General features: G+C 42.8%; 19 protein-coding genes. 3 read left to right on the top strand and 16 right to left on the bottom strand.

Features of this window, described 5'->3' with window-relative positions:
* Positions 1-10 precede the first annotated feature (10 nt).
* Positions 11-1,366 (bottom strand): glutamyl-tRNA reductase, encoded by a 1,356-nt coding sequence (gene hemA / locus MHB50_RS05825; RefSeq protein WP_205178272.1) that lies wholly within the window; start codon positions 1,364-1,366, stop codon positions 11-13.
* Positions 1,367-2,106: 740 nt separating this feature from the next.
* On the opposite strand from hemA, the gene MHB50_RS05820 reads away from it, so the two are divergent.
* The gene (locus MHB50_RS05820; protein WP_340085010.1) at positions 2,107-2,595 is read left to right on the top strand and encodes a DUF5668 domain-containing protein; all 489 of its coding nucleotides are present in this window, start codon (positions 2,107-2,109) and stop codon (positions 2,593-2,595) included.
* Positions 2,596-3,258: 663 nt separating this feature from the next.
* Here MHB50_RS05820 and yihA read toward each other — a convergent pair.
* The 6 genes from yihA to MHB50_RS05790 all read right to left on the bottom strand — a co-directional run bounded on the left by yihA (position 3,259) and on the right by MHB50_RS05790 (position 12,091).
* Positions 3,259-3,843 carry a ribosome biogenesis GTP-binding protein YihA/YsxC gene (gene yihA, locus MHB50_RS05815; protein WP_205178276.1) on the bottom strand — a complete coding sequence of 195 codons (585 nt, stop codon included), beginning with the start codon at positions 3,841-3,843 and terminating at the stop codon, positions 3,259-3,261.
* The gene (gene lon, locus MHB50_RS05810; protein WP_340085009.1) at positions 3,840-6,164 is read right to left on the bottom strand and encodes an endopeptidase La; all 2,325 of its coding nucleotides are present in this window, start codon (positions 6,162-6,164) and stop codon (positions 3,840-3,842) included. The genes yihA and lon overlap by 4 nt, the downstream gene beginning before the upstream one ends.
* A gap of 155 nt (positions 6,165-6,319) precedes the next feature.
* Positions 6,320-7,987, bottom strand: a complete 1,668-nt coding sequence (lonB, locus tag MHB50_RS05805; protein WP_339162530.1) for an ATP-dependent protease LonB — start codon at positions 7,985-7,987, stop codon at positions 6,320-6,322.
* Between the two features lie 120 nt (positions 7,988-8,107).
* Positions 8,108-9,358, bottom strand: a complete 1,251-nt coding sequence (gene clpX, locus MHB50_RS05800) for an ATP-dependent protease ATP-binding subunit ClpX (RefSeq protein ID WP_077111233.1) — start codon at positions 9,356-9,358, stop codon at positions 8,108-8,110.
* 328 nt (positions 9,359-9,686) lie between these two features.
* Positions 9,687-10,976 (bottom strand): trigger factor, encoded by a 1,290-nt coding sequence (tig, locus tag MHB50_RS05795; RefSeq protein ID WP_205178280.1) that lies wholly within the window; start codon positions 10,974-10,976, stop codon positions 9,687-9,689.
* Positions 10,977-11,104: 128 nt separating this feature from the next.
* A complete protein-coding gene (locus MHB50_RS05790; RefSeq protein WP_340085008.1) occupies positions 11,105-12,091 on the bottom strand; it encodes a tetratricopeptide repeat protein in 987 nt (328 codons plus the stop codon).
* A 191-nt stretch (positions 12,092-12,282) separates the two neighbouring features.
* Here MHB50_RS05790 and MHB50_RS05785 point away from each other — a divergent pair, with 191 nt between their 5' ends.
* Together MHB50_RS05785 and MHB50_RS05780 are read left to right on the top strand one after the other, a co-directional pair.
* Positions 12,283-13,470, top strand: coding sequence for a CaiB/BaiF CoA-transferase family protein (locus tag MHB50_RS05785; protein ID WP_205178524.1), 1,188 nt, complete (start codon positions 12,283-12,285; stop codon positions 13,468-13,470).
* Between the two features lie 12 nt (positions 13,471-13,482).
* Positions 13,483-14,676 carry an acyl-CoA dehydrogenase family protein gene (locus MHB50_RS05780; RefSeq protein WP_205178282.1) on the top strand — a complete coding sequence of 398 codons (1,194 nt, stop codon included), beginning with the start codon at positions 13,483-13,485 and terminating at the stop codon, positions 14,674-14,676.
* Positions 14,677-15,062: 386 nt separating this feature from the next.
* Here MHB50_RS05780 and MHB50_RS05775 read toward each other — a convergent pair whose 3' ends face one another.
* The 9 genes from MHB50_RS05775 to MHB50_RS05735 all read right to left on the bottom strand — a co-directional run bounded on the left by MHB50_RS05775 (position 15,063) and on the right by MHB50_RS05735 (position 26,580).
* Complete coding sequence (locus MHB50_RS05775; protein ID WP_340085007.1) at positions 15,063-16,220, bottom strand: saccharopine dehydrogenase C-terminal domain-containing protein; 1,158 nt, start codon at positions 16,218-16,220, stop codon at positions 15,063-15,065.
* Between the two features lie 318 nt (positions 16,221-16,538).
* Complete coding sequence (locus MHB50_RS05770; protein ID WP_205178285.1) at positions 16,539-18,095, bottom strand: AMP-binding protein; 1,557 nt, start codon at positions 18,093-18,095, stop codon at positions 16,539-16,541.
* A 143-nt stretch (positions 18,096-18,238) separates the two neighbouring features.
* Positions 18,239-19,006 (bottom strand): 2,4-dienoyl-CoA reductase, encoded by a 768-nt coding sequence (gene fadH / locus MHB50_RS05765; RefSeq protein ID WP_205178287.1) that lies wholly within the window; start codon positions 19,004-19,006, stop codon positions 18,239-18,241.
* A gap of 43 nt (positions 19,007-19,049) precedes the next feature.
* Positions 19,050-20,606 carry an AMP-binding protein gene (locus MHB50_RS05760; RefSeq protein WP_340085006.1) on the bottom strand — a complete coding sequence of 519 codons (1,557 nt, stop codon included), beginning with the start codon at positions 20,604-20,606 and terminating at the stop codon, positions 19,050-19,052.
* A 79-nt stretch (positions 20,607-20,685) separates the two neighbouring features.
* Entirely contained in the window at positions 20,686-22,221 is a 1,536-nt protein-coding gene (locus tag MHB50_RS05755) for an acyl-CoA carboxylase subunit beta (protein ID WP_339162519.1), read from the bottom strand.
* A 14-nt stretch (positions 22,222-22,235) separates the two neighbouring features.
* Positions 22,236-23,579, bottom strand: a complete 1,344-nt coding sequence (locus MHB50_RS05750; protein WP_339162517.1) for an acetyl-CoA carboxylase biotin carboxylase subunit — start codon at positions 23,577-23,579, stop codon at positions 22,236-22,238.
* Between the two features lie 150 nt (positions 23,580-23,729).
* Positions 23,730-24,161 carry a MaoC/PaaZ C-terminal domain-containing protein gene (locus MHB50_RS05745; RefSeq protein WP_340085005.1) on the bottom strand — a complete coding sequence of 144 codons (432 nt, stop codon included), beginning with the start codon at positions 24,159-24,161 and terminating at the stop codon, positions 23,730-23,732.
* 101 nt (positions 24,162-24,262) lie between these two features.
* Positions 24,263-25,408, bottom strand: a complete 1,146-nt coding sequence (locus tag MHB50_RS05740; protein ID WP_340085004.1) for an acyl-CoA dehydrogenase family protein — start codon at positions 25,406-25,408, stop codon at positions 24,263-24,265.
* 14 nt (positions 25,409-25,422) lie between these two features.
* A complete protein-coding gene (locus tag MHB50_RS05735) occupies positions 25,423-26,580 on the bottom strand; it encodes an acyl-CoA dehydrogenase family protein (RefSeq protein ID WP_340085003.1) in 1,158 nt (385 codons plus the stop codon).
* Between the last annotated feature and the right edge of the window lie 3 nt (positions 26,581-26,583).

The following is a 26,583-nucleotide window of genomic DNA, read 5'->3' as shown; positions in this document are numbered from 1 at the left end:
TATTTTTCCTCTATGAGTGGAGAGAAGGCAGAGCTGCTGCGAAGCGTATTTTTTTCTTATCTGCGCTTTTTTCCGATTCCCGCTCGCCTTGCGCTTCCTCCACTATATCCAAGTCAAAAATTTGTTTGAAAAGAGCTATTTTTTGGGCAGCATCCCGTTCTCCCGAAAATTCCTTCACTTGCAAAATTGGATCTTTTAAAAGCTGATTAATAATGCTTTTCGTATGTTTACTCAATACTTTCCTTTCGCGATCCGTTAAATCTGGCAGTTTCCGTTCAATGCTTTTCATTGTTTCCGCTTGGATAGATAAAGCTTTTTCTCTTAGAGCGGCAATTACCGGAACGACTCCCAGCATGCTCAGCCACTCTTTAAAGTTTGAAAGTTCATGTTCAATCATTACCATGATTTTCTCTGCAGCAGCTTTCCGCTCAGCAAGATTTTCTTGGACAATTCCTTCCAAATCGTCTATATCGTATAAAAAAACGTTCTCCATTTGCGATATGGCAGGATCAATATCACGCGGTACGGCTATATCAACGAGAAAAAGCGGACGGCCTTTTCTCATTTTTTCCATTACAGTCATCATGCCGCTTGTAAGAATGTAATCTTTAGCTCCAGTCGAGCTGATCACAATATCCGCGTCCATGACAGTGCATTGGAGTTCCTTTAAGGATTTGGCATGTCCGGAAAATTGGTCGGCCAATGTTTTTGCCCGCTCAAATGTCCGATTGATAACCGTTACTTTTGTGGCACCATTAGAATATAAATTTTTAATGGCAAGCTCGCTCATTTTTCCTGCGCCAATAATTAACACATGCTTGTCCTGTAAGTGGCCAAACACTTTTTTGGCGAGCTCCACCGCGGCATAGCTTACCGATACGGCATTTGCTCCAATATCCGTTTCGGAATGGGCACGCTTGGCCAATGTAACCGCCTGCTTTAACAAATGGTTAAACACTGTGCCGGTTGCTCCGTTCTTTTGTGCCAAAAGAAAGCTGTCACGGATTTGTCCCAAAATTTGGGTTTCGCCGAGAATCATGGAGTTCAGACCACATGTCACTTTAAAAAGATGCTTGACAGCCGCGTCACTTTCATAAATGAATAAATGCTCTTCGAATTTACTTTTGTCGATTTGGAACCAATCAGACAAAAATTGCTTTATATAATAGCGCCCTGTATGAAGTTGATCCACCACTGCATACACTTCCGTCCGATTGCAGGTGGATACGATAACATTTTCCAGAATGCTTTTTCTGCCTTTTAACTCCAGCATGGCTGAAGACAAATCATTTTCGGCAAAAGCAAGCCTCTCCCTGATCTCCACGGGGGCCGTTTGATAATTTAATCCTACAACGATGATGTGCATATGAATATAGGCACCTCCATGTAAATGCTACTACAACTAGTATACCATTTAGATTAGAAGAATTCTAAAAAAGATGTGAACAGAAACCGAAATATGATATATTTAAGTGCGGAGACGACTGATCAGCCCCGACTAGCATAAGACAGACAGCACGGCGGCGTATTTTGCCGCACAGGCTGAATGACTCATGACCTCGAGGGGCTAGGAGCCGCAGCCGGATATATAAATGCGGAGACAAGCTGCTGATTTCATTCACCTCATGTACAAATTCCTCGAATAAACTTCGTGCTGCTTTGTGACTAGGTGAACGCTCTCCTGTATAGGAAGTGCCGCAGGAGCGCATTCTTCTCAGCTTTCCTTATGACTTCGACGGGCAATAAGCGCGTAGACAGGCTACCTGGCTTCTATCACATCGTGAAAGCTTCTACGATGAAGCTTGGCGACGAGGTGAACTCTGGATAAGCTTTGCCGAATAAGCGTGTATTCTTCCTGTATTCAGCGTGGCCGCAAAGTCGAATATATGATAGACTGTTGACTTCAATCCATCTTGGCGGCAATCACCGCAAGTGTATATTTGTCCCCGGGTTATGACCTAAAGGTCTGGAGGGCGAAAGCCAAACACCTTTACTGATAGGCTTGTGAACATGCCTATTCACAAGTTATAATCCGGATTATTCCCTTAATGGAACATATCAAATAAACATACTGAAATCAATGAATTAGAGTTGGGTGTGAGTATTTTGACAAAAAAGGCAATTCTTTCCGGAATTACGTTTTTGGGCTTTGGCCTATACTTCCTGTTACAACAATATAATGTACAATTCTTTGACGGGTTATACACCTGGCCGACGCTTATCATCATTTTGGGCGTCGGCTTTATCATCCAGGCTTACAAGCAGAAAGATTACGAATTTATTTTGCCGGGCGTCGTCCTAACAGGTATTGGCATTCACTTTCATGTCATCCATAAGTTCGAGCTGTTTCAAGACCATGCCGGAGTGTTTCTTTTGCTTGTCTCTGTCGGGTTGTTGCTGACATATATTAAAACAGGATCAGGATTTATGTTGGGGCTGCTTTTTTTAATGGCCGCAACCCTCCTGCTGTTTTTTGACCGCTTAACTCAGTGGGCAGCCGCCAAGGGTTATGATCTTTCAGTCGTTGGGAATTTTTGGCCCATATTCTTTATTGGTGTTGGATTATACTTTCTATTTCTCCAGCGAAAAAAATAGCAGCAGGAGCATATTCCAAATCAGCTGATCGAGATAACCATTTTCTCCACAAGCTTTTTTTATATGCCCGAAAGTCAAAGACGCGTGATCTTTTCAATCAGTCAATTTCCGAGCAGCTCTATAACCAATTTTTGATGGCCAACAGATCAAAAGCCAAGCTGTAAAAAAGGCTGGGACATAAGCAAATACGAAATAGCAAAAGGGCCGGAACAAAACCCTGTAAAAATGAAATAAACCACATGGAATCAAGTTTAAAAACCTTGATTTCATGCGGTTTATTCTCAAGATTTTACTACGTCAACATATTTCGCTTTCCGCAGGTCTCTTCAGCTTCCTCGGAAAGCAAAGGTCGCTTTCCTGCGGGATCTTCAACTCGAGCTATTCCCGCAGGAGTCTACCTATTTTGACTACGCTAAAAGCTTGCGTATTATACACTAGGACTATTTATCCGGCATGTAAGGCGCCGTAAGACTCCCATTTCAAAATCTTGAGTGAATACAAAAGGGCTAAGTGGGAGATAACGGCACCTAAATGCCGGATTCGTTCAACTAACATCAATAGGAGAGGGAAAAAAACGCCTACTGAATAAATTTACTTTATTGTTCGTTTTTTCATCAGCTGATTTTGTTGTGTCTCAGCCTCTGATCAAGAAAAAACTCTATCTTAATTTTGAAAATCTCCCAGTATTCCCCATACCTTATCCTTGCCTTCCCCTGTTTCCGAGGAAAAGACGATGATTTTGTCTTCCTGTTGCAGGTTTAACGTTTCTTTTGCCATTTTAACGTGTTTTTGCCACTTGCCCCTAGGGATTTTATCCGCTTTTGTGGCAATAACTATACAAGGCAGTTCATAATACTTTAAAAAGTCATACATGAGTACATCATCATCCATCGGGGGATGGCGCAAATCAATAATCAGCAGAACTGCTTTCAGCTCTTTTCTGCTCGTAAAATACGTTTCTATCATCTTCCCCCAGGCTTCCCGCTCTTTCTTTGATACCTTCGCATATCCATAGCCGGGAACGTCTACAAAAAATAGCTTTTCTTCAATTTTGTAAAAGTTTAACGTCTGGGTTTTTCCCGGCTTGGATGAAGTCCGGGCCAGGCTTTTGCGGTTGATCATTTTATTTATAAAAGAAGACTTCCCCACATTCGATCTGCCGGCAAGGGCAAATTCCGGCAGACCTTCATTAGGATATTGTTCCGGTTTTACGGCGCTAATGACGAGCTCTACATTGTTTACATTCATTTTGCTTCTCCTGTCAATGCCAATTCAAGCACTTCATCCATATGGGATACGGGATAAAATGTTAAAGACGCGCGAACACTTTCTGGAACATCGTCAATGTCTTTTTCATTATCCCTTGGTATTATAATCGTTGTCAGGCCTGCCCGGTGGGCGCCCATCGCTTTTTCTTTTACCCCGCCGATTGGCAATACTCTGCCTCTGAGTGTAATTTCCCCTGTCATTCCTACTTCCTTTTTTACCTTGCGGCCAGTCAATGCTGACACAAGAGCAGTAGCAATCGTAATTCCAGCTGAAGGCCCGTCTTTAGGAACCGCTCCTTCCGGAACATGAATATGCACATCACATGTTTCGTGAAAATCATCGGGCAATTTCAACTCTTCCGCTTTGGAACGGACATAACTAAATGCGGCTTGTGCCGATTCTTTCATAACATCGCCAAGCTTTCCCGTTAATATGAGCTTTCCTTTACCAGGCGTTAGCGTCACTTCGATTTGAAGCGTATCGCCTCCCACTGTTGTATAGGCAAGCCCGGTCGCCACTCCAACCTGGTCTTCCATTTCAGCTTGGCCATAGCGGTACTTTTTCTTGCCAAGTAAGTCCTCCAAATTTCGTACTGTGACAATCACCCGCTTCTTTTCCCCGGAAACAATCATTTTGGCGGCCTTTCGGCAGATTGAAGCAAGCTGTCTTTCCAGTTCACGAACGCCGGCTTCCCTCGTATAGTAACGGACGATGTTCCTCAAAGCCTCTTCCTTGATTTGCAACTGGCTTTTGGTTAAACCATGTTCCTTAATTTGTTTTGGTAATAAATGGTCTTTCGCTATATGAATTTTTTCGACTTCCGTATATCCAGCAATCGTAATGATTTCCATCCGGTCGCGCAATGGCCCCGGAATGGTTGCCAAATCATTGGCCGTAGCGAGAAACATCACATTGGAGAGATCGTATGTTTCTTCGATGTAATGATCGCTGAAAGTTTTATTTTGTTCCGGATCAAGCACTTCCAACATGGCAGAAGATGGATCTCCACGAAAATCATTGGACATTTTATCAATTTCATCCAAAAGAAAAACAGGATTTATGGTCCCCGCTTTTCGCATTCCCTGTATAATTCGGCCAGGCATCGCACCGACATAAGTGCGCCTGTGCCCTCTGATTTCCGATTCATCCCGAACGCCACCAAGCGAAATTCTCACAAAATTCCTTCCCATTGATTGGGCAATGGAGCGGGCCAAGCTTGTCTTACCGACTCCCGGGGGACCGACTAAACATAGAATCGGGCCTCTTAGTGATTTCGTCAATTGCTTAACAGACAAATACTCAAGCACGCGCTCCTTGACGTGCTTCAACCCGTAGTGATCACGCTCCAGAATTCTCTCCGCTTTATTGATGTTCAAATCATCCTTTGTTGCTTTCGTCCATGGCAAAGCGATAAGCCAATCCAAATAATTTCTTATAACCGAGCTTTCTGCAGATGTGGCGGGGACCTTTTCATACCTGTCCAACTCCCTGAGCGCGGCCATCTTGACATGCTCGGTCATTCCGGCTTTCTCAATTTTTTCGGTAAGCTCCGCAATTTCCCCGGTCTTCCCTTCTTTTTCGCCAAGCTCTTTTTGGATCGCTTTCATCTGTTCACGCAAATAGTACTCTTTTTGAGTCCTTTCCATGGATTGTTTGACCCGCTGACCAATCTTTTTCTCCAAATGAAGGACTTCTTTTTCATTGTGGATGATTTCAATCACTTTGGCGAGTCTTTCTTTCACATCAATCGTTTCTAAGATTTGTTGCCTGTCCTGCAGCTTTAATGGCAAGTGTGACACGATTATGTCAGCCATTCTTCCAGGCTCTTCAATATCAGAAACGGTCGCAAATGTTTCGGCCGAGATTTTTTTGGAAAGCTTGATATATTGCTCAAAATATTCAAGCATCGTTCTCATTAATGCTTGAATTTCAACATCTTTTTCTTCATCGTCCTTAAAAAGCTCCAAATCGGCTGCAAAGTAATTTTCCATCGAAACATACTTTTTCATTTCAGCCCGGGTAAGCCCCTCTACAAGAACGCGGATCGTTCCATTTGGCAGCTTGAGCATTTGTTTGACTTTCGTCAGCGTCCCCATTTTATATATATCGTCCTCACCGGGTTCATCAATGGATGTATCTTTTTGAGTCGTCAAAAAAATAAGATGGTCGGTGAGCATCGCCTGTTCCAATGCTTGTACGGATTGTTCCCTCCCGACATCAAGATGCAACACCATTGTAGGGAACACAAGCATTCCACGTAATGGAAGCAGGGGAACGAACGATTCTTTTTGTTTCGTCACATTCGTGCACCTCCCAATAAAATATCTTCCTTTATAAAAAGACGTTCTGACCGCTTATATCATTTTAGCTTATGAAGACAGTTTATGTCGAGGAACAGGCATTGTTACATACATTGGTCCAAGTTCAAAGCTTTTGTACAAATCGGCAAGTCGCACTAAACACTTTTCTTACTGTCCTTTTCAAATATATCCGGGAAAACAAATTCATGTTCGGCGTTGTTGACGAACACTGCTGAAAATACCTCTTCTATTCTTGAAACAGGAACAATTTCAATGCCTTGAATGTCTTTTAAAATCGCTTGCATGTTTTCTTTTGGAATGAGTACCGTTTTCGCTCCGGCCCGTTTGGCCGCTTTTACTTTCGAATAAATTCCCCCGACAGGTTTCACATCCCCTTTGATACCGATTTCCCCTGTCATGGCGACAGTGTTTTTCACGAGCAATTTATAAACGGCGGAATAAATCCCCGCGGCCATCGCAACGCCGGCCGAAGGACCGTCGATCGGAATACCTCCCGGAAAGTTTACATGGATATCGTACTGATTCGCCGGAACTCCCATCGACCTTAATGCCGTTAACACATTTTCCAATGAACCTTTCGCCATGCTTTTACGTTTAACCGATTTTCCCTGTCCATTAAAGCTTTCTTCCTCGACGATTCCGGTAATATTGATGGAGCCGGCATCCTTTGAAGGAATGACGATAACTTCAATTTCGAGGAGTGCGCCGCTGTTTGGCCCGGTAACCGCCAGTCCATTGACGATGCCCACCGTGGGCGTTTTTCCTATTTTCTTTTCATATTTTGGTGTTAATTGGCTCGCCTGCACAATCCATTCCAAATCAGAGTCAAGAATATGGTTCCTGTTCTCCGTGATGGCAATTCCCGCGGCAATTTGAATCATATTTACGGCTTCTCTACCACTTGAAGCAAAAGACGATAAAGTGGAAAGACCCTTCTCCGATATAGAAAGATTGACTTTATTTGCTGCATTTTTTGCTACGCTCATTATTTCAGGCTGATCAAGTTCCCTGAAAAAAACCTCCATACAACGCGAACGGATGGCTGGTGGGATTTCACTGGGCGTCCTGGTAGTGGCGCCGATTAACCTGAAATCGGCAGGAAGCCCTCTTTGAAATATTTCGTGAATATGCGCGGGAATTTGATTGTTTTCTTCACTATAATAAGCACTTTCAAAGAATACTTTTCTGTCCTCCAAAACCTTCAACAGCTTGTTCATTTGGATTGAATGAAGTTCGCCGATTTCATCAATAAATAACACACCGCCATGGGCATTCGAAACAGCACCTTGCTTAGGCTGCGGAATTCCCGCTTGACCCATCGCCCCCGCACCTTGATAAATGGGGTCATGCACCGAGCCGATTAACGGGTCTGCGATTCCTCGTTCGTCAAATCGGGCTGTAGTCGCATCAAGCTCAACAAATACGGAATTTGAACGGAAGGGAGAACGCGGATTTTTTTTAGCTTCTTCAAGAACAAGCCTAGCGGCTGCTGTTTTACCTACTCCCGGGGGGCCATAAATAATGACATGCTGGGGATTTGGGCCGCAAAGTGCTGCCCGCAGTGCTTTGATTCCATCCTCCTGGCCAACAATCTCTGCAAAGTCTGTTGGACGGACACGTTCAGATAGCGGTTCCGTTAATTGAATGGAGCGCATTTTACGCAGTTGCTCCATTTCTTTTTTCGATTCGCGATCAATTGTTACTTTTTGGGTCCTTTGATTTTTGAGCAAGTTAAAAAAATAGAGCCCGATAACCGTCCCAAAAAATAATTGAATGAACAAAACTATGACTGTCCAGTTCATCGCCTTCCCTCCTGATCACTTTTTTTGCATATGGGTAGTATCTCCGTAGGCGATCAGGAATAAACGGTACATTTCTTTCAAACAAAAAAAGGAAGCAATTTTGCTTCCTTTCATCTTATATTATGCCCCTTTTAAAATGGTACCGTCTTCCAGTACGAGTTTTGGAGGCAAGTCGTTCAAAACGGACTCTTTTGTAATGATACATTTTTTGATGTCTTCTCGAGAAGGCAAGTCGAACATGACATCCAGCATGATGCTCTCAATAATGGAGCGAAGGCCGCGCGCTCCGGTTTTTCTTTCAATTGCTTTTTTAGCGATTTCACGGAGGGCCTGTTCTTCGAACTCAAGTTCCACGTTGTCAAGCTCAAGCATTTTTTGATACTGCTTGACGAGGGCATTCTTTGGTTTCGTCAAGATTTCAACGAGCGCGTCTTCGTCAAGAGGTTCCAAGCTTGAAATGACAGGAAGGCGTCCGATAAATTCCGGAATTAACCCAAATTGAAGCAGATCTTCCGGCAGCACTTTGGCCAGTAATCCTTTTTCCTCAACCTCATCACCTTGATTATCAGAACCAAACCCAATCACTTTTTGTCCAAGGCGGCGTTTGATGATCTGTTCAATTCCATCAAATGCTCCTCCACATATAAAGAGAATATTGGTTGTATCAACTTGGATGAATTCCTGATGGGGATGCTTCCTTCCGCCTTGGGGCGGAACGCTGGCAACGGTTCCTTCCAAAATTTTCAAGAGAGCTTGCTGTACCCCTTCTCCGGATACGTCACGTGTAATGGAAGGATTTTCCGACTTTCTGGCGATTTTGTCTATCTCGTCAATATAAATAATCCCTCTTTCCGCTTTCTCCACATCGTAGTCTGCGGCTTGGATTAATTTTAATAAAATGTTCTCGACATCTTCCCCGACATATCCCGCTTCAGTTAAAGAAGTCGCATCCGCAATCGCAAATGGCACATTCAAAATCCGGGCGAGTGTTTGGGCAAGGAGCGTTTTTCCGCTTCCAGTCGGTCCAATTAAACAGATGTTACTTTTCGTCAATTCCACATCATCGATTTTGCTGTTGGAATTTATCCGCTTGTAATGGTTATAAACCGCTACAGCAAGTGATTTTTTCGCCTGTTCCTGGCCAATTACATATTCTTTTAAAATCTCGCGAATTTCACGCGGCTTCGGGATATCCTTAAACTCAAATTCCTCTTCTGTTCCAAGCTCTTCCTCGACTATCTCGGTGCAGAGCTCTATGCATTCATCACATATATATACACCTGGTCCGGCAACCAGTTTACGAACCTGCTCCTGTGTTTTTCCACAAAAGGAACACTTTAGTTGTCCTTTTTCCTCATTGAATTTAAACAATGAACTCTCACCCCTTTAATAACTATACGCTGGTTTCATCGTGGAAATGATGCTGCTGTTAAATAGTTATGTATTGCATTGTAGCATACTTTTTCATAAAATATACAATTTTTCGCTCATGAAATAGTATGTTGTGTTTCTTGCTTGATATGTCGGCTAAATTTATTATGTATGTATTTCGGAAGCTTTTTATGTTTGAATAGCGAAAAATGATTGGAGCGGTCCCGCACTGGCAAAATCTGTAATTGGTATAAAACAAGGCACGAAGTAACCCGCGCCTTGTTTTATCTATCGTATGTTGAGTAAGTGAACGTTATGTTTATTTATATTATGCACTAGTTTTACTGTTTTCAACAAGAAATTCGACTGCTTTTTGAATTTTTAAGTCGGCTTTAATGTGATCAAGGTTTTCGCCGAACGCTTTTTTAACTTCTTCAACAGACATATTATACGTATCCGCCATTTTTTGAAGTTCTTTCTCGACGTCTTCATCACTTGCTTCAAGATTTTCCGCGTTAGAGATAGCCTCGAGCGTTAGGTTCATGCGAACGCGTTTTTCGGCGTCCTCTTTCATCTGGCTCTGAAGCGCTTCTTCATCCTGGCCGGAGAATTGGTAATATAAATCGAGGTTCATGCCTTGCATTTGCAGACGCTGTTCAAACTCCCGCATCATGTTCTGCAATTCATTGTCAACCATCACTTCAGGCAAATCGATTTCTGTATTGTCCGTCGCCTTTTCAACGAGCGTGTCACGCAGTTTCTGATCCGCTTCTTGCTCTTTGCTTTTTGTCAAACGTTCTTTGATCGATGCTTTTAACTCATCAAGTGTTTCAGCTTCATCGTCGACGTCTTTGGCAAACTCATCGTCAAGCTCAGGAAGCTCTTTCGCTTTAATTTCGTGAACTTTTACTTTGAAAACAGCAGGCTTGCCGGCTAATTCTTCCGCATGATATTCCTCTGGGAATGTGATTTCCACATCTTTTTCCGCACCAGGCTCAACCCCTACGAGCTGCTCTTCAAAACCAGGGATGAAGGCTCCCGAACCTAATTCAAGCGAATAATTCTCTGACTTGCCGCCTTCGAATGGTTCTCCGTCAACAAAGCCCTCAAAGTCGATGACGACCGTGTCGCCCTCTTCAGCCTTGCCTTCCTCTTTAATCACGAGTTCTGCTTGACGCTCTTGGAGCATTTTCAATTCATTCTCCACATCTTCGTCTGTTACTTCCGTATCCATCTTCTCCACTTCTAACCCTTTATAATCACCAAGTTTTACTTCGGGTTTGACTTGGACAGTTGCTTTGAAAATTAACTCTTTGCCTTTTTCCATTTGCTCAATGTCAATTTCCGGCTGATCAATGGGCTCGATTCCCGTTTCCTTTATCGCGGCCATATAAGCTTCAGGCAGAATGACATCAAGCGCGTCCTGATACAGGGCCTCTACTCCGAAACGCTTTTCAAATAAAGAACGCGGAATTCTTCCTTTACGGAAGCCGGGAATGGACACTTGCTTGACAACTTTCTTAAAAGCTTCGTCAAGTCCTTTGCTTACCGTTCCTTCATCAACTTCCACGGTAAGAATCCCCTTATTTCCTTCTAACTTTTCCCATTTTGCTGACATATTTATTACCTCCAACCACGATTACTTCATTATTTAAGATTATGTAAACCTTATAACTTTTGATATTACTGGCACTGGCATAACCATTACATTGTAACATAATATTATTTTCATGAAAAGCCATGTACTCAACCCATTTGTTCTGATACTTGTTCAAGAAGCTCCAAAAATGAGAGGACTTCATCAAGCTCTGTCTCTTCCAATCCAAGTTTTTCCGCCGCCTTTTTTTTGTTCCAATCCTCCCCGTACATCATTCGGCTATATCCGCGGTAGACGGCTGCCCATAGCATCATTTTTTCGTATTCGGGTTCAAAAGGAAACATCAGGAACTGATGGCGCTTTATCATTTCTTTGACCTGTCTCATCAAAACCGGATTTTCATGTTCAAGTTCTTTTTCCAACTCTGATTGAACTGATTGAAAAAAAGGTGTTTCTGTTACGTCTGGAAGAGTTGACGGATTGAATGTCCCCGAAAAGCCTAGCTTTCTGACTTCAACTGTTCGCTCGATGTGATGTTCTTTCAAAACATTCAAAGCGACTGTCTGTAAAAACGGATGCGCCTGGCCATTCTTCAGTAACCCCACAACCGATTCCAAGTAAGGCTGAATATTTTTATCAGCCAGCGAACCGAGTTTTATAATCTGCTCTTGAAAGCTTCCTTCGGTTACCTCTTCTGCGGACACGGATTTTTCAACAAAATCGTTCTTTTTATTGTCAACTGTTTTTTTGCTAAAGTTCAAAAGCGTTTGATAGTGCTCTCTTTTGTCTTCCGGCACATGCTGCTCTTCAAAAAGGGTTTCCAGTGTGTGGACCACCTCGTCATGCAAATGTAATTGTATTAAAATCATTAAATAAAGATCGAATACTTCATAATAATCTCCTGCTCCTTGCAGAAGCATTTCTTTCGCAATATCTTTCGCTTCTTCATAATCTCCCTTTTCATAAAGAGCGATTACAAGCGCTTTATCAATTTGAGGGTCTTCAGGCGACAATTCTTTTGCCTGCTGCAGCAAATTCACCGCATCTGCATATTGAAGATTTTCCAAGCTGTCAATCCCCTTCCGGAACAGCCTTTCTTTTAATCCCGGAAAAAGGATTACGTTATCTTTTTTCATTTCCATCCCTTCTTATCTGTCGACACAACTTCTATAAGATAGTAAAAAATAGTTTAGCACGAGCCTCCCTCAAAAACAAACATGAAAAGAGTACAAATAAGAAGGAATATTTGTAATTTTAATAGAATATACATGATATAGGACAAAATTCAGCAAATTTTTCACTCAAAAGCTGGAAGGAGGGGTATTCACTGGCTGGTGCACTGCAAGGAATAAGAGTGCTCGACCTATCCAGAGTTTTGGCAGGACCGTATTGTTCCATGATACTGGGGGACTTGGGTGCTGAAGTCATTAAAGTGGAAGCGCCCAATGGAGGAGATGAAACGAGAAAATGGGGACCCCCGTTCAAAAAAGGAGTGAGTGCCTATTATTTATGCGCCAATAGAAACAAGAAAAGTATCACTGTCAATTTAAAAACAGACGAAGGCATAGAAATTATTAAAAAACTCGTTGGAAAAAGCGATGTGTTAATCAACAACTTTAAAACCGGGACAATGCAACGCCTTGGATTGGGCTATGAATCTTTAAAAGAAATAAACCCCGGACTCGTATACTGCTCCATTACCGGATTTGGAGAAACAGGACCATATAAGCATTTGGCCGGCTATGACTTTATCATCCAAGCAATGAGCGGCCTCATGAGCATCACGGGGGACGAGCGTTCCGGGCCCCAAAAAACAGGTGTGGCCATATCCGATGTACTGACTGGTTTATATGCCTGCATTGGCATCCAGGCAGCCCTCATTGAGCGCCGGCATTCGGGAATAGGGCAAAAAATTGACATGGCGCTATATGACAGTGCGGTAAGCGCTTTAATCAATATGGCAAGCAATTACTTAATGTCGGGAGTTGCTCCCAAGCTGATCGGCAATGAGCACGCCAACATCGTTCCTTATCAAGCTTTTTCGACAAAAGACGATAAAGTTGTCATTGCTGTCGGCACTGACAAGCAATTTATGACATTATGCGAGATTTTGGACGTTCCCCATTTGGCATGCGACGAAAGATTTCTGACCAATTCAAAACGGGTCGAACATCGCGAACAGCTAATACCGCTTTTGCAAACGCAACTTTTCACAAAAACGGCCGCCGAATGGATCGATCGTTTCCGCGAGAAAAACATTCCATGCGGCCCGATTCAAAGTATGGACCAATTGGAAAGCGATCCCCAGCTTCAAGCAAGAAGTATGTTCCATTCTATGGATCATCCAACAGCCGGAGAAATCAAACTGGTTGGAAGTCCGTTAAAACTATCACGAACACCGGCCGCGATTAAATATTACCCGCCTGATGCCGGAGAGCATACAATAGAAGTTTTGCAAGCTCTCGGCTACGGAAAAGATCAAATACAATCTTTGAAAATGAACAATATCGTTTGAGGAGGGGTCCCATTGAATTTCGATTTTACCGAGGAACAATTGTTATTGAGAAAAACAGTGCGCAACTTTGTAGACAAAGAAATCATGCCTTATATCGGTGAATGGGATGAGAAGGGAGAGTTTCATCCGGAAATCATCAGAAGACTTGCCACCCTTGGATTAATGGGGGTTTGTATACCGGAAAAATATGGCGGCAGCGGCATGGACTACAACTCCCTCGCCATCGTATGCGAAGAGCTTGAAAGAGGAGATACGGCTTTTCGCACGGCGGTGTCGGTACATACCGGCTTAAACAGCATGACACTGCTGCAATGGGGAACAGAAGAGCAAAAACAAACATATTTGGTGCCGCAAGCAAAAGGGGAAAAAATTGGAGCATTCGGCTTGACCGAACCGAATGCTGGGTCTGACGTAGCCGCCATGCAGTCTACCGCTGTCAAAGATGGAGATTATTATATTTTGAATGGCCAAAAAACATGGATCTCCCTTTGTGATGTGGCCGATCACTTCCTTGTGTTTGCCTATACGGATAAAAGCAAAAAGCATCATGGCATTTCCGCGTTCATCGTAGAGAGAACGATGGAAGGGTTCTCATCAAAAGCCATCAAGGGCAAACTGGGGATACGCGCGGGAAATACCGGCGAGATATTTTTTGATCATATGAAAGTGCCAAAGGAAAACTTGCTTGGCGAGGAAGGAGAAGGCTTTAAAATTGCCATGTCTGCACTGGACAGCGGCCGCTTTACAGTAGCTGCGGGCGCCTGCGGACTGATTATGGCCTGTTTGGAAGCAAGCTTAACGTATTGCCATGAAAGAGAGACATTCGGGAAAAAGATAGGGGAACATCAGCTTGTCAAGCAAATGCTCGCCAATATGGAAGCAGGCTTGCAAATGAGCCGGCTGCTCGTATATCGGGCCGGGGAGTTGAAAAATAAAGGCGTTAGAAATACACGGGAAACATCCCTTGCCAAATGGCAAGCATGCGATTTTGCCAATAAAGCGGCAGACGACGCGGTGCAAATTCATGGAGCTTATGGATATTCCAACGAATATCCCGTCGAGCGCTACTTAAGAAACTCCAAAGCGCCAGTTATATATGAAGGAACTCGGGAAATTCATACAATCATGCAAGCAGATTATGTGTTGGGCTACAGGAAAGATAAGCCGTTAAATAAAATGCTTCCGGCCTGGCCGTTTGAGGAGTAACATGTTTGCTCGTTATTCGTGGCTTGGAAAAAGTTTATATTGGATTAGATAGATAGTTTTTCAGGATAAGTGCCTGAGCATTTTTGAAAAAGTTGGATTGTATTTTCGAAAAGTGAATAGTCTTAAAGCAGTGATTAAAAAATTGGCAAGTATTCCTCAAAAAGCGGATATGATCTAGTAAAAAAATAGTTCAGCACAAAAATACCCGATTGAATCGATCCACATTGCAGAAAAGGAAGGACCAAAACCATATAAAAATGAGTAAACCGCATGAAATCAAATTTAAAACCTTGATTTCACGCGGTTTTTTCACGATTTGTACGAATAGCAATTCGTTTTTAACTATGTCTCGCCTTCTCTTGCATTCTTGTTGGATACGAATAATATCAAGCTCGTTCGTATTCGGTCTCCTTGATCAAAACCTGCCTGTCTGCCATTTCTTTTATATAAAGCGGACCCGGAACGATCTGTTCGGGAGGAAACACACCTCTTTTGTTAATGACGCCAGTTCCGATCATTTGGGCCACGACAGAGATCGTATTGGCTGTGGCTCGCGCCATGGCTGTCACGTTTTCCCGGCGGTCTTTATATGCCGCCATCTCATATGCAAATGTTCTATTTTTAAAATCCTTTTCACCTGAGACAATGACACGCAGCAAAACAACGTCATCCCGGTCCCCCAATTCCGTAATGGGGTTGAGTACCTTTAGTAAAACATCACGCGGCTTTACGTTCGTTTTACCTATTTGAACCCAATAATCATTCCGGGTTAAATGGAGGTCGACAAGCAATTGAAATTTGTCGCGGTGGCCCGGGTAGCGGATCGTTTTGTATTCCAATGTATTTAATTCCGGATACGACTTGGACAACGTCGACGTTCCTCCTGATGTATGAAAAGCTTCCAGTGGCCCGAATTTTTCAAAATAAATTGGCTCCACTTCTGATAAGGAGGGAACTTCCTGTTTTTTTCCGTCGCGAATAATCAAGGATGGATCTGTATAATGATCGAGCAGCCCTTCCAAAGAAAAAACATGATGATATTCAAGCGGAGGCTCCGGCCGAAGCGGAATGCCGCCGACATATAGTTTGATCGATTGCGGGGAATCCAGTTTACTGGCGCCATAGCCAGACAATATATTGATCATGCCGGGCGCTACACCTAGATCGGGAACCAAAGTAACATTCGCCCTCTTAGCTTCCTCATGAAGCGCCAGGACTCTATCGGTAATGTGGCCAATATGTCCCCCAAGATCCACCACACTCGTTCCGGCTTCAATCGCCGCCTTTGCAACCTTTTCATTAAATGAGTAAAAAAGGGCGTTGAGAACAACATCATAATGTTGTAAAAATCGAACAAGCTCTTGCGAATTGCCCGCATCCAAACGGAACGCCTTTATTTTCGGGGAATGTATTTGGCGGCACACTTCCTCTGCCCGTTCCAAGTCGATATCCGCCAAACCCACCGCCTCTACATGTTTCCCTTTTACAAGATCCCTCGCCGCTTCCTTACCCATCAATCCTGCCCCTAATACTGCTGCACGCATACTTCTTCCCCTCCCCAGCTTTTTTATCATTTTATGCCGGGGGCGACGGAAGAATTAAAAGAGCGGGCAAAAATACAAGCGAATACCTCTTTTAGCGAATGAATCAGCCTTCGCCATATAGACTTTCAGAAAAAGAGGTTACTTTATCCCAAACAGTAAGGAAGGATTTTATTACCACTTAATGAAGGGCGGGGCAAATAACGCTTCTTCATCATTGTGAATCCCAAACAGTATAATTTTTATTACCAGCTAGTGTGTCTCTTTTTTGGTGCAATAACCACCAATCTCGGCAATTGTACAAAGAAATCGAAAGCGCTTTTAATTGATGTTGGATTGATTCACTTTTCCATACTTTTCTTTCAAAGTATATGTTAATACTTTACCTTGTAAATTTCTTGGCAACATCTTCACAAACTCGACTTTATGCGGGATTTTATATTTCGCCATTTTTCCAGTACAGTATTCAATGATTTCTCTCTCACTAACATCTTGATCATCATGTAAAGCGATAACCGCCATTGGCACCTCTCCCCACTGATCATGGGGGACTCCAATCACTGCCGCTTCCCGTACTGAAGGATGCTCATGTAAAACGGCCTCTATTTCAGCAGGATAGACATTAAATGCTCCTGAGATAATCATATCTTGCTTTCTTTCTACCAAATAATAAAAGCCTTCATCGTCCTGTCGAGCCATATCACCTAAGCCAAGCCACTCCCCCCGGAAAGCTTCATTCGTGGCTTGAGCATTATGATAATATCCTTTGCAAAGTGTAAGACCCCTAACAAGGATTTCTCCCACTTCTCCTTGCTTTACTTCGTTGCCATCTTGATCTACTATTTTTAATTCCATTCCCAACATAGGCAAACCGACGCAACGGTCTTTTTTTCTCATATATTCATGATGTAAATTGGCAGCGCCACCAAGCTCAGACGCGCCATAAAATTCATTTAGTTCTGCATTCGGAAAGAACTCGAGCGCTTTTGTCTTTGTACGAGTCAGTAGTGGTGCACCAACTGAAATAACTGATTTCATTGAAGATACATCAAAACTATTTTTTATTTCATCTGGCAATGCAAAAATCGCGTCTAACATGGGTGGCGCTAAAAAAGCGGTAGTGGTCTTTTCCTGATCGATCGCTTTTAATACTTCTAATGGATGGAATTGTTCTACTATATGAATCGGATTTCCCACGAACAGATTCGGCATTGCAATGGATATCGCAGCCGCACCAAACAGCGGCCCGGCAGCAAGTCCCTTTCCATTTCGGCTAATTGAAAATTCAATACTAAAGTGTGTAAGTACGAGATATAAACTTCTATGAGTATGAATAGCCCCTTTGGGAAGCCCAGTTGTTCCACCCGTGTACATCAAACATAATTCATCTAACTCGCTTAACGGTTCCGCTATTTCGGGCTCGCTGGCAGGGAAACGTTCTATCCATTCGTCATATATTGTAAAAGATAAGCGATCTTGATTCCCAACAGTTACAAAATATTTTGTTGTCAACAATTCTTGGTGAATTTTTGAAACCTCATCACCAAAACGGTAGTCGTACATAAATAATATAGCTCCGGAATCATCTAACACATGCTTTATTTCCCTCGCTGTAAAACGTGAATTTATCGGGACATACATAGCGCCAATTTTGCTGCAAGCTACTATGATTTCAAATAACTCATTGCCATTAAACAACATAAATGCCACTTTATCACCTTTTTGAATTCCTCTATCCAGTAAAGCGTTGCCCAATTGATTGACCCTATTATTAAATTGACGATAGGTAAATCTCTTCCCTTTAAATGAAAGCGCTACCTTTTCCGGGTAACGAATAGAATTGAGCTTGATCGGATCGCCAACAAGCATCTGCTTCATTTTTACCATCTCCTTTCGGTTTATGATTTGTATGAGCGTCGCACTGGAAGATCATATACTGCTTATTTTTCTCCTAAATGAGTACAACGTTAATACAATGAAGCACATTTTTCCTACTTCACTCATTCTCCACAATTCCATGATCAAAATGGAAATTGGTTTAAATGCTGTCCCCCGTCCATTGTGACGACTTCTCCATTCATAAAAGAAGCCTCATCTGAGAGGAGAAAATAGGCAAGTGCCGCAATTTCCTCAGGTTTGCCGCACCTTTTTAAGGGAATCGATTGTAAAGTTCTTTCCGCCATTTTCTCAGAAAGCACCAACTTATCAGCGCCGCCTGTTCCTTCAATTGGTCCGGGAGCTATTGCGTTTGAACGAATGCCATACTTGCTGCCCCATTCTACGGCAAGGGTGCGAGTCAAACTTAACACGCCAGCTTTGGCTGCGGCACTATGAACAACCCCTGCCCCGGCATCCCAGGCATAGGTGGCCACCATATTTAAAATGGTCCCTTTTTTCTGTTCATTTATCCAATACTGCCCCACTGCTTTTGTACAGTAAAACGTTCCGTTCAGAACAATATCAATGACTGAGTTCCACCCGTTAATGGATAAGTCCTCGGCAGCCACGACAAAATTGCCGGCGGCATTGTTCACAAGGTGATCGATCGTGCCAAAAACGCGGATTGTCTCTTCAACCATTCGTTTTACATCTTCAATACTGCGGACATCCATTGGAACATATGCTACTTCCCCTTTTGCCGTTTCCATCAATTCATCTTTTACAGCTTGCAGACGTTCTTCATTTCTTCCCGTGATGACGACATTCGCGCCTTCATTCGCAAAGCGCCGCGCCATCGCTTTCCCTAATCCACTAGAACCGCCTGTAACAATAACAACTTCATCTTTCATATCATATCCTCCCTGTATTTGCTGAAATGTTTGAAAAAATTCTTTATGTTATTGTTTGCTCCGTATAATACGTTTTGTATTGCTCTCTTAATATATTTTTTCTAATTTTTCCCGTGGCAGTGATCGGCAGCTTATCAACAAATATAACTTCTTTTGGTACTTGAAAGGCACTGAGATGTTCTTTACAATGCGTGACAATCTCGTTTTTCGTGACATTTACGCCTTCCTTCGGAATGACAAAAGCGGTGATTGCCTCTATCCAATGGGCATGTGGCAATCCTACGACGACAGCGTTTTCAATCTTTTCATGTAAGAGCAGAGTTTGCTCGACTAGAATGGATGCTACATTCTCACCCCCTGTTTTAATCATATCTTTCTTTCGATCCACAAACACTAATAAACCATCTTCATCAAAATATCCCAAGTCTCCTGTATGATGCCAACCATATAAACGGCTTTGCTCAGTTTCATCCGGCCGATTATAATAGCAAGCCATCACGTTGGGCCCGCGATGAACAATTTCTCCCACTTCACCTTTATCTAAAATATGACCATCTTCACCCATAATGGCTGTGTCATTAATAAGAGAAGGAATCCCCCAATACGATCCGAATTTGCTCAATTGATATTCTGGCCCAAAAATAACGGTTGCCGGGTACATCTCTGTTTGCCCCGTAGCTAAACAAAACTTTGCCTCAAATTCCTCAATACCGCTTTTTAATGTTTTTTCATCCATCGGCGCCATCGCATATACACAATAACGCAACGATTCAGTATCTTTCTTCGTTCTTGTCGGAACATGGAGCAGCGCACGATACATCATCGGAAGTCCGATCATAATCGTAATCTTTTCTTTTTTTACCGCTTCCAGATAGGAAGCTGGTTCAAATTGCCTAAAAACGACCATCGTACCGCCAATATGAATAAAAGACATCACAACCGAGTGCAGGGCACAATGAAAAATTGGCAAGATAACTGCCACGATATCATCTTTTTTAATCATCATCTCGACAATATTGCCCAAACTGGAAATAAAAACGGCGACATGGGGTATGGCTACTCCCCTCGGACTTCCAGTCGTACCGCTTGTATACATAATTTGTGCCAAATCCCGATCTTGAATATGAACTTCAGGTTCTGATGTATCTTCGCCATGTAAGAGTGCTTCAAAACTGCTCTGGTCACTACTTTGGCTACGCATATATAATATGTTGGGACAGCTTTTTTTCATCACATCGGCTTGTTGAATAAAATCTTTATCGACCAATATTAATTTCGCTTTTACATCCGATATGATGAAATTCTTTTCTTTCAGACTTACAGCGGGATTGATCGGAACCCAAACCAATCCGGCTTTTTGAATACCCAATATTGCCACAATAAGCTGCCAAGAATTCGCGCTAATTGTGACAATCCGATCCCCTTTTTCGAATCCTTTTTTTAATAAATAATGTGCAAACTGATTTGCTGCTTCATCCAACCGGGAAAATGTCATTCTTGTCTCCCCGTCAATGATCGCTATTTTATTTGGATGCCGACTTGCCGAACGCCGCACGATATCACCAACAGCAATACGATTGATAACTGAGATATCATTCATTTTTTTATCCTCCCAACTATTGTGAATAAAAGTCCAAGAATGAGATCATTTGAATGTTGCTGTTTTCGCAAAGCAATCATTAGCTTAAAATGGTACTATGCTTTTTCGTTGGCAGTGGAAAATCTTTCCTTCCAATTAATTCAAAACGATTGGAAATTTCTTTTCTTAGATTTCTGGGCATAATCAGCTCATCAATGACTAAATCTCCGGCAAGTTTAAAAATATCATATTCTGCCCTATACTCATCCCGAAGCATTTTCACCATTTCTACTTTTTCTTTAGGATCGGTTATGCTTTGAATCTTGTTAAAATAAACAGCATTTATCGCCGCTTCCGGACCCATAATGGCAATTTCGGCTGATGGCAAAGCAATGGTCGCGTCCGGTTCATATGCCGGCCCGGCCATTGCATAAATTCCAGCCCCATACGCTTTACGAACAACTACACATAGCTTGGGCACATTAGCAACGGAGCTTGCATATATAAAATTTCGCCCGCGTCGTAAAATACCAGCTTGCTCCACTTGAGTACCCACCATAAACCCGGGGGTATCACAAAGGAATAATAACGGGATATTATAAGCATCACATGTCCAGACAAATTTCGCCCCTTTATCAGCAGATTCTGGAAAAATAGCCCCTCCTTTCACCGCGGGCTGATTGGCAACGATTCCTATCGTTCTGCCATCCATTCTTGCAAAACCTGTAACAAGTTCTTTCGCGTAATCTTTTTTCACTTCCAAAAAGCTGTCTCCATCTACAAGGCAGTCAATTAATTCTTTCACATCGTACGCCTGATTTGGTTCTTGCGGGATAATCCGATCTATCTCTTCCGGACTGCGACTTGGGCTTTTGGCTGCTACTCTTTCAGGCGCCAATTCAAAATGATCAGGCAAATAAGACAGTAATTTTTTGACCGTTTCGGCCGCTTCTTCTTCTGTTTTGACAACAAAATCAACCGAACCGCTTTTCTCCGCGTGCATTCTTGCACCACCCAACTCTTCCACATCCACCTTTTGGCCGGTCGCCATTTGAACCATTCGCGGAGAAGCGATTGCCATCCCAGCCATTTCTTCCACCATTACCACGAAATCGCAAAACACTGGCATATAAGCTGTTCCTGCAAAGCAAGGGCCATATAAAACGCCAATTTGGGGAATTCTCCCCGACATAATACTGTGATTATAGAAAATTTTACCGCCAGAGTATTTTTCAACATGGTAGCCATTCGACTCATCAATTCTTCCACCAGAAGAATCGATTAAATAAAGAATAGGCCTCTTTCCTTTTAACGCAGCTTCTTGTGCGCGCAAAATTTTTTCACCGTGTTTTTTTCCAATAGACCCTGCTTTGACCGTAAAATCACTTGCTGTAAAATAAATGAGTCTGTCGTCCAGCTTTCCAGCACCCGTTATGATGCCATCATTAGGTAACTCTTTCTCAAAAACATTTGCAAATGTGCCCGTCTCATAATATATATTATCTTCGCCGAAATAGAGCCTAAGCCGATCCCGGACAAACAGCTTGTCCATTTTCTTTAATTTCTCATGATTTCGCTGCGGCCCTCCTTTTCGAATCCGCTCTATTTCATTCATTACGTTTTGCTCTCGATTCATCACCACTCAACCTTTCATCTGTACCTTTTTTCTTTATTTAAAAAGCTCGTTGTATACATTCCTTCCGTAAAACGGCTATCATTCATTGTGTCTATTAAAATGGGCAAATTCGTTTTTACCCCTGTAATCTCAATTTTTGCTAAAACCTCTTTCATTTTTGCAATGGCTTCACCCCTCGTACCGCCATGGGTAATGATTTTTCCAATCATTGGATCGTAAAATGGCGTTATGACATTTCCTTCTGCCACACCAAAATCAAAACGGGCTCCATGTTCAGGTAATTTTAATGTTGTCAACATGCCGGGAGATGGGAAAAAGCGCACGGGATCCTCTGCGTATAACCGGCATTCGATGGCGTGTCCATGTTGTTTAATATCTGTTTGTTCAACATCCAATTCGTATCCTGCCGCAATGTTTATTTGCATTTCAACTAAATCAACCCCAGTCGTTTCTTCTGTTATTGGGTGCTCCACTTGAAGCCTCGTATTCATTTCCAGAAAATAGAAGTTCATATGTTCATCAAAAATGAATTCCATCGTTCCTATATTCTGATAACCGATTTCCTTGGCGCCCTTAAGAGCTGTCCTTAATAGATTCTCCTTTACTTCTTTTGACAAAGCGGGGGTGGGCGATTCTTCAACCACCTTTTGATGCCGTCTTTGAATGGAACATTCTCTTTCATATAAATGAAGGGCATTTCCTTTTTGATCACATGCAATTTGTACTTCAATATGGCGGGGATGTTCAATCCATTTCTCAATGAACAACGCTCCATTGCCAAAATACATTTCGGCTCTTTTTTGGCTAGGATTAAAATGTTTCTCTAATTCAGCTTCACAATGAATGACCGACATGCCAATTCCCCCGCCTCCCGCACTTGCTTTCAGCATAATTGGATAACCAATTTCTTTGGCCAGTTGTTTCGCATCTCCAATATGTTGTAAACTCTTTTGAGAGCCGGGAACGACTGGAACACCAGCCTGTTTCATTAAATTACGCGCTTCTAATTTATCGCCCATTTTTTGAATGATCCCCGCCTGGGGACCGATAAAAGTGATCCCATTAGTTTCACACTCCATGGCAAAATCACTGCTTTCAGATAAAAAGCCATATCCCGGATGAATCGCATCAATATTTGCTTTTCGAGCTGCTTCCATGATTGCCTCCACATTCAAATAACTTTTTTGCACCTGTGGTTCCCCAATATAATAGGCTTCATCAGCCATCTGAACAAACGGGGCATCTTTATCAGCTTCGGAATAAACAGCTACGGATTGAATATTCAATCTCTTCAACGTGCGAATAATCCTGGACGCAATCTCACCACGATTAGCCACTAAAACTTTCTGCAACATCATTTGTATCTCCCTCTTTATTCGCGGTATAAATATCCCTACATCAATCTGGTTTTTTCAGCTTGAACAACTTTGTCTTTTTAGAAACCCGACTGCTTACATCTTCAGCAAGCTATAGAAACTTACAACGTTCAAGTACTACATCTTGTTCATTCATTTTTTATTTACGAGTATTTTCACTTTTGATGTGGCGACTTCCTCTTCCGTTTGCTTGACCAACTGTTGACGGACCGTCACCAAACCTGTTTCATTCTTATGCCCTGTTAATTCCGTCACTTCCAGGTTTACGTGAATCGTATCACCAATAAAAGTTGGATGATAAAAACGCACCACATCCATACTGTAAAAAGCAACTACAATACCAGGTTCAAAATGCAGTAATCCCGATCCAACAGAAAGAACGAGCAAACCGTGGGCAATTCGTTGTTGAAAAGGTGTTTGCCGTGCATATTCAGCGTCCGTATGGAGCGGATACCAATCTCCGCTTAGAGAAGCAAAATTTACAATATCCGCTTCGGTAATGGTCCTCCCTTTTGACTGCCATGACTCACCGATTTGATACTCTTCAAAATATTTTGCGAACAATTGTTATGCCTCCTCATCATGCTCGATGGCTTTTTTACGCAGAACAATCTTTAATACTTTCCCAGTCGCGTTTCTCAAAGTTAACGCCATCTTCCTTATATCTATATATCAAGTTGCTTCACTAAAATCTCCTTCATGATTTCCGTCGTACCGCCGCCGATCGCTTGAATTCTTGCATCCCGCCAGTAACGCTGTACAGGAAATTCCATCATATAGCCGTTTCCGCCGTGGATTTGCACAGCTTCATCACATACTCTACTACCCATTTCGCCCGCATAAGCTTTTGCCATCGTTGCTTCGGTTATGACATTTTCACCTTTGTTATAGTTGTAAATGGCACGGTATGTGATATATCTTGCCTTTTCGATATCGACAGCCATGTCAACCATTTTGTGGCGCAACACTTGGAACTGGCGGATCGGCTTCCCAAATTGAATGCGTTCTTTGCTATACTTCATCGCCTCTTCTAGCGCCTTTTCCGCTAAAGCAATGCTCGATAAAGCAAGAGTAAGGCGCTCCCACTGAAAGTTTTCCATTAAATATTTAAAGCCTTCATTTTCTTTTCCGAGTAAATTTTCTTTTGGTATTTTCACGTTTTCAAAGAACAGCTCCGCAGTGTCCGAGCCCCGCCATCCTAACTTTTGCAGCTTCTTTCCAATTGAAAAGCCTTCCCAGTCGGTTTCAACGATGAACAGGCTTATATTTTCGTGAACGGGACGCTCCCGCGTTTTGGCCGCGACGACAACATAATCGGCATTTGCCCCATTTGTAATAAATGTCTTTGTTCCATTTAAAATATAGTACTCTTCTTGCTTTTTGGCAGTTGATTGTATAGACGCGACATCGCTTCCTGCATATGGCTCTGTAATGCCCAATGCCGCCACCATCTCTCCTTTTACAGACGGAATTAAGTACTTTCTCTTTTGTTCCTCATTGCCAAAGCGCCAAATGGGTGTAGAGGCAATTCCGACATGGCCGCCGATCGAGGCGCTTACTCCTCCCGAACCACAATTCATTAACTCCTCCACAAAGACGGTTTCCATAATGAAATCCGAACCCATTCCACCGTATTCTTCCGGGTATTTAATTCCTAAATATCCAAGCTCCCCACACCTTTTAAACAGGCTTCTCGGAACTTGGCCCTCTTGTTCCCAGCGCTCGATATGTGGAGATATTTCCTTGTCGACAAAGCGGCGCACCGCCTTGCGGAAGATCTCATGTTCTTCTTGAAACATCCAATGCTTCACCCTGGCACACCCCTTCAATATTCTTCTAATCCCAGTTGTTTTGCGATAATTTCTTTCATAACCTCGTCTGTTCCGGCGCCTATTCGATGCAGCCGGGTGTCCCGCCAAACTCGCTGAATCGGATATTCCATCATATAGCCGTTTCCGCCTAATATTTGCAAAGCGCGATCCGCCACCCAATGAGCTGTTTGCGCAGCCGCCATTTTAACCATTGAAATTTCTTTACTCGGAATTTCACCTTTTGAAAAGCGGTAAGCAAGTGCATACGTCATTTCTTTACACACTTCGATTTCTGTTTTCATGTCGACAAGCAAATGGCTGATCACTTGGAAATTGGCGATTGGCTGTCCAAATTGTTTTCGCTCTTTTGCATAACGATAAGCATATTCATACGCATATTCGGATATCCCGATCGAGCCGGCGGCGGAGATCATTCTTTCACCTTGCAACTCCCACATAATTTGAGCAAATCCGTTCCCTTCTTTTCCAAGTATATTGTCCAAAGGAACTCGGACATTTTCAAACACAATTTCGGCTGTATCACTTGACCTCATACCGACCTTATCTAGTTTTTTACTCACCGTAATTCCCGGCCTATCCATCTCAACAAGAATCATGCTCAGCCCTTTATACCCTGGCGCATCAGACGTGCGAACGACAAGAGTAATGAAATCAGCTCGCGGCCCATTTGTAATAAACATTTTTGCTCCATTAATGACCCAATCATTCCCGTCGTTCACCGCTCTCGTCTGAATCGATGCGACATCAGAGCCATGATTAGGTTCCGAAATACCAATGGCCGCCAGCTTTTCACCTTGAAGAGCCGGTTTTAAAAAACGCTCCTTTTGCTCCTCATTACCAAACTCTAGTATTGGTGGGGTCGCCATATCGGTTTGGACACCGATCGCCATTGGAAAACCGCCAAAGCCCGTGCGACTTAACTCTTCCGCCAAAATAACTCCCGCGAAATAATCCCATCCTTGCCCGCCGGCCTCTTTCGGATAGCGGAGGCCTAAAAAACCAAGCTCGCCCATCCTTTGTAGAATCTCTCTTGGAAATTCACCTTTTTCCTCCCATTCGCCTAAAAATGGCGTCACCTCTTTCTCTAAAAATTGCCGAATTGTTTTTCTCAATAAACGATGTTCCTCTGTAAAATAGGGCGCATAATTCATCGA

The sequence above is a fragment of the Siminovitchia sp. FSL H7-0308 genome, from assembly GCF_037980985.1.
In the GTDB taxonomy this organism is placed as follows: Bacteria; Bacillota; Bacilli; order Bacillales; family Bacillaceae_C; genus Siminovitchia; species Siminovitchia thermophila.
The sequence above is the reverse complement of the archived record's forward strand: the minus strand, read 5'-3'. Positions and strand labels throughout refer to the sequence as shown.

Coding starts and splice junctions, on each gene's coding strand:
- hemA (WP_205178272.1), bottom strand. CDS start 1,366: ATGCACATCATCGTTGTAGGATTAAATTATCAAACGGCCCCCGTGGAG.
- yihA (WP_205178276.1), bottom strand. CDS start 3,843: ATGAATGTAAACAATGTAGAGCTCGTCATTAGCGCCGTAAAACCGGAA.
- lonB (WP_339162530.1), bottom strand. CDS start 7,987: ATGAACTGGACAGTCATAGTTTTGTTCATTCAATTATTTTTTGGGACG.
- tig (WP_205178280.1), bottom strand. CDS start 10,976: ATGTCAGCAAAATGGGAAAAGTTAGAAGGAAATAAGGGGATTCTTACC.
- MHB50_RS05790 (WP_340085008.1), bottom strand. CDS start 12,091: ATGAAAAAAGATAACGTAATCCTTTTTCCGGGATTAAAAGAAAGGCTG.
- MHB50_RS05775 (WP_340085007.1), bottom strand. CDS start 16,220: ATGCGTGCAGCAGTATTAGGGGCAGGATTGATGGGTAAGGAAGCGGCG.
- MHB50_RS05770 (WP_205178285.1), bottom strand. CDS start 18,095: ATGAAGCAGATGCTTGTTGGCGATCCGATCAAGCTCAATTCTATTCGT.
- fadH (WP_205178287.1), bottom strand. CDS start 19,006: ATGAAAGATGAAGTTGTTATTGTTACAGGCGGTTCTAGTGGATTAGGG.
- MHB50_RS05760 (WP_340085006.1), bottom strand. CDS start 20,606: ATGAATGATATCTCAGTTATCAATCGTATTGCTGTTGGTGATATCGTG.
- MHB50_RS05755 (WP_339162519.1), bottom strand. CDS start 22,221: ATGAATCGAGAGCAAAACGTAATGAATGAAATAGAGCGGATTCGAAAA.
- MHB50_RS05750 (WP_339162517.1), bottom strand. CDS start 23,579: ATGATGTTGCAGAAAGTTTTAGTGGCTAATCGTGGTGAGATTGCGTCC.
- MHB50_RS05735 (WP_340085003.1), bottom strand. CDS start 26,580: ATGAATTATGCGCCCTATTTTACAGAGGAACATCGTTTATTGAGAAAA.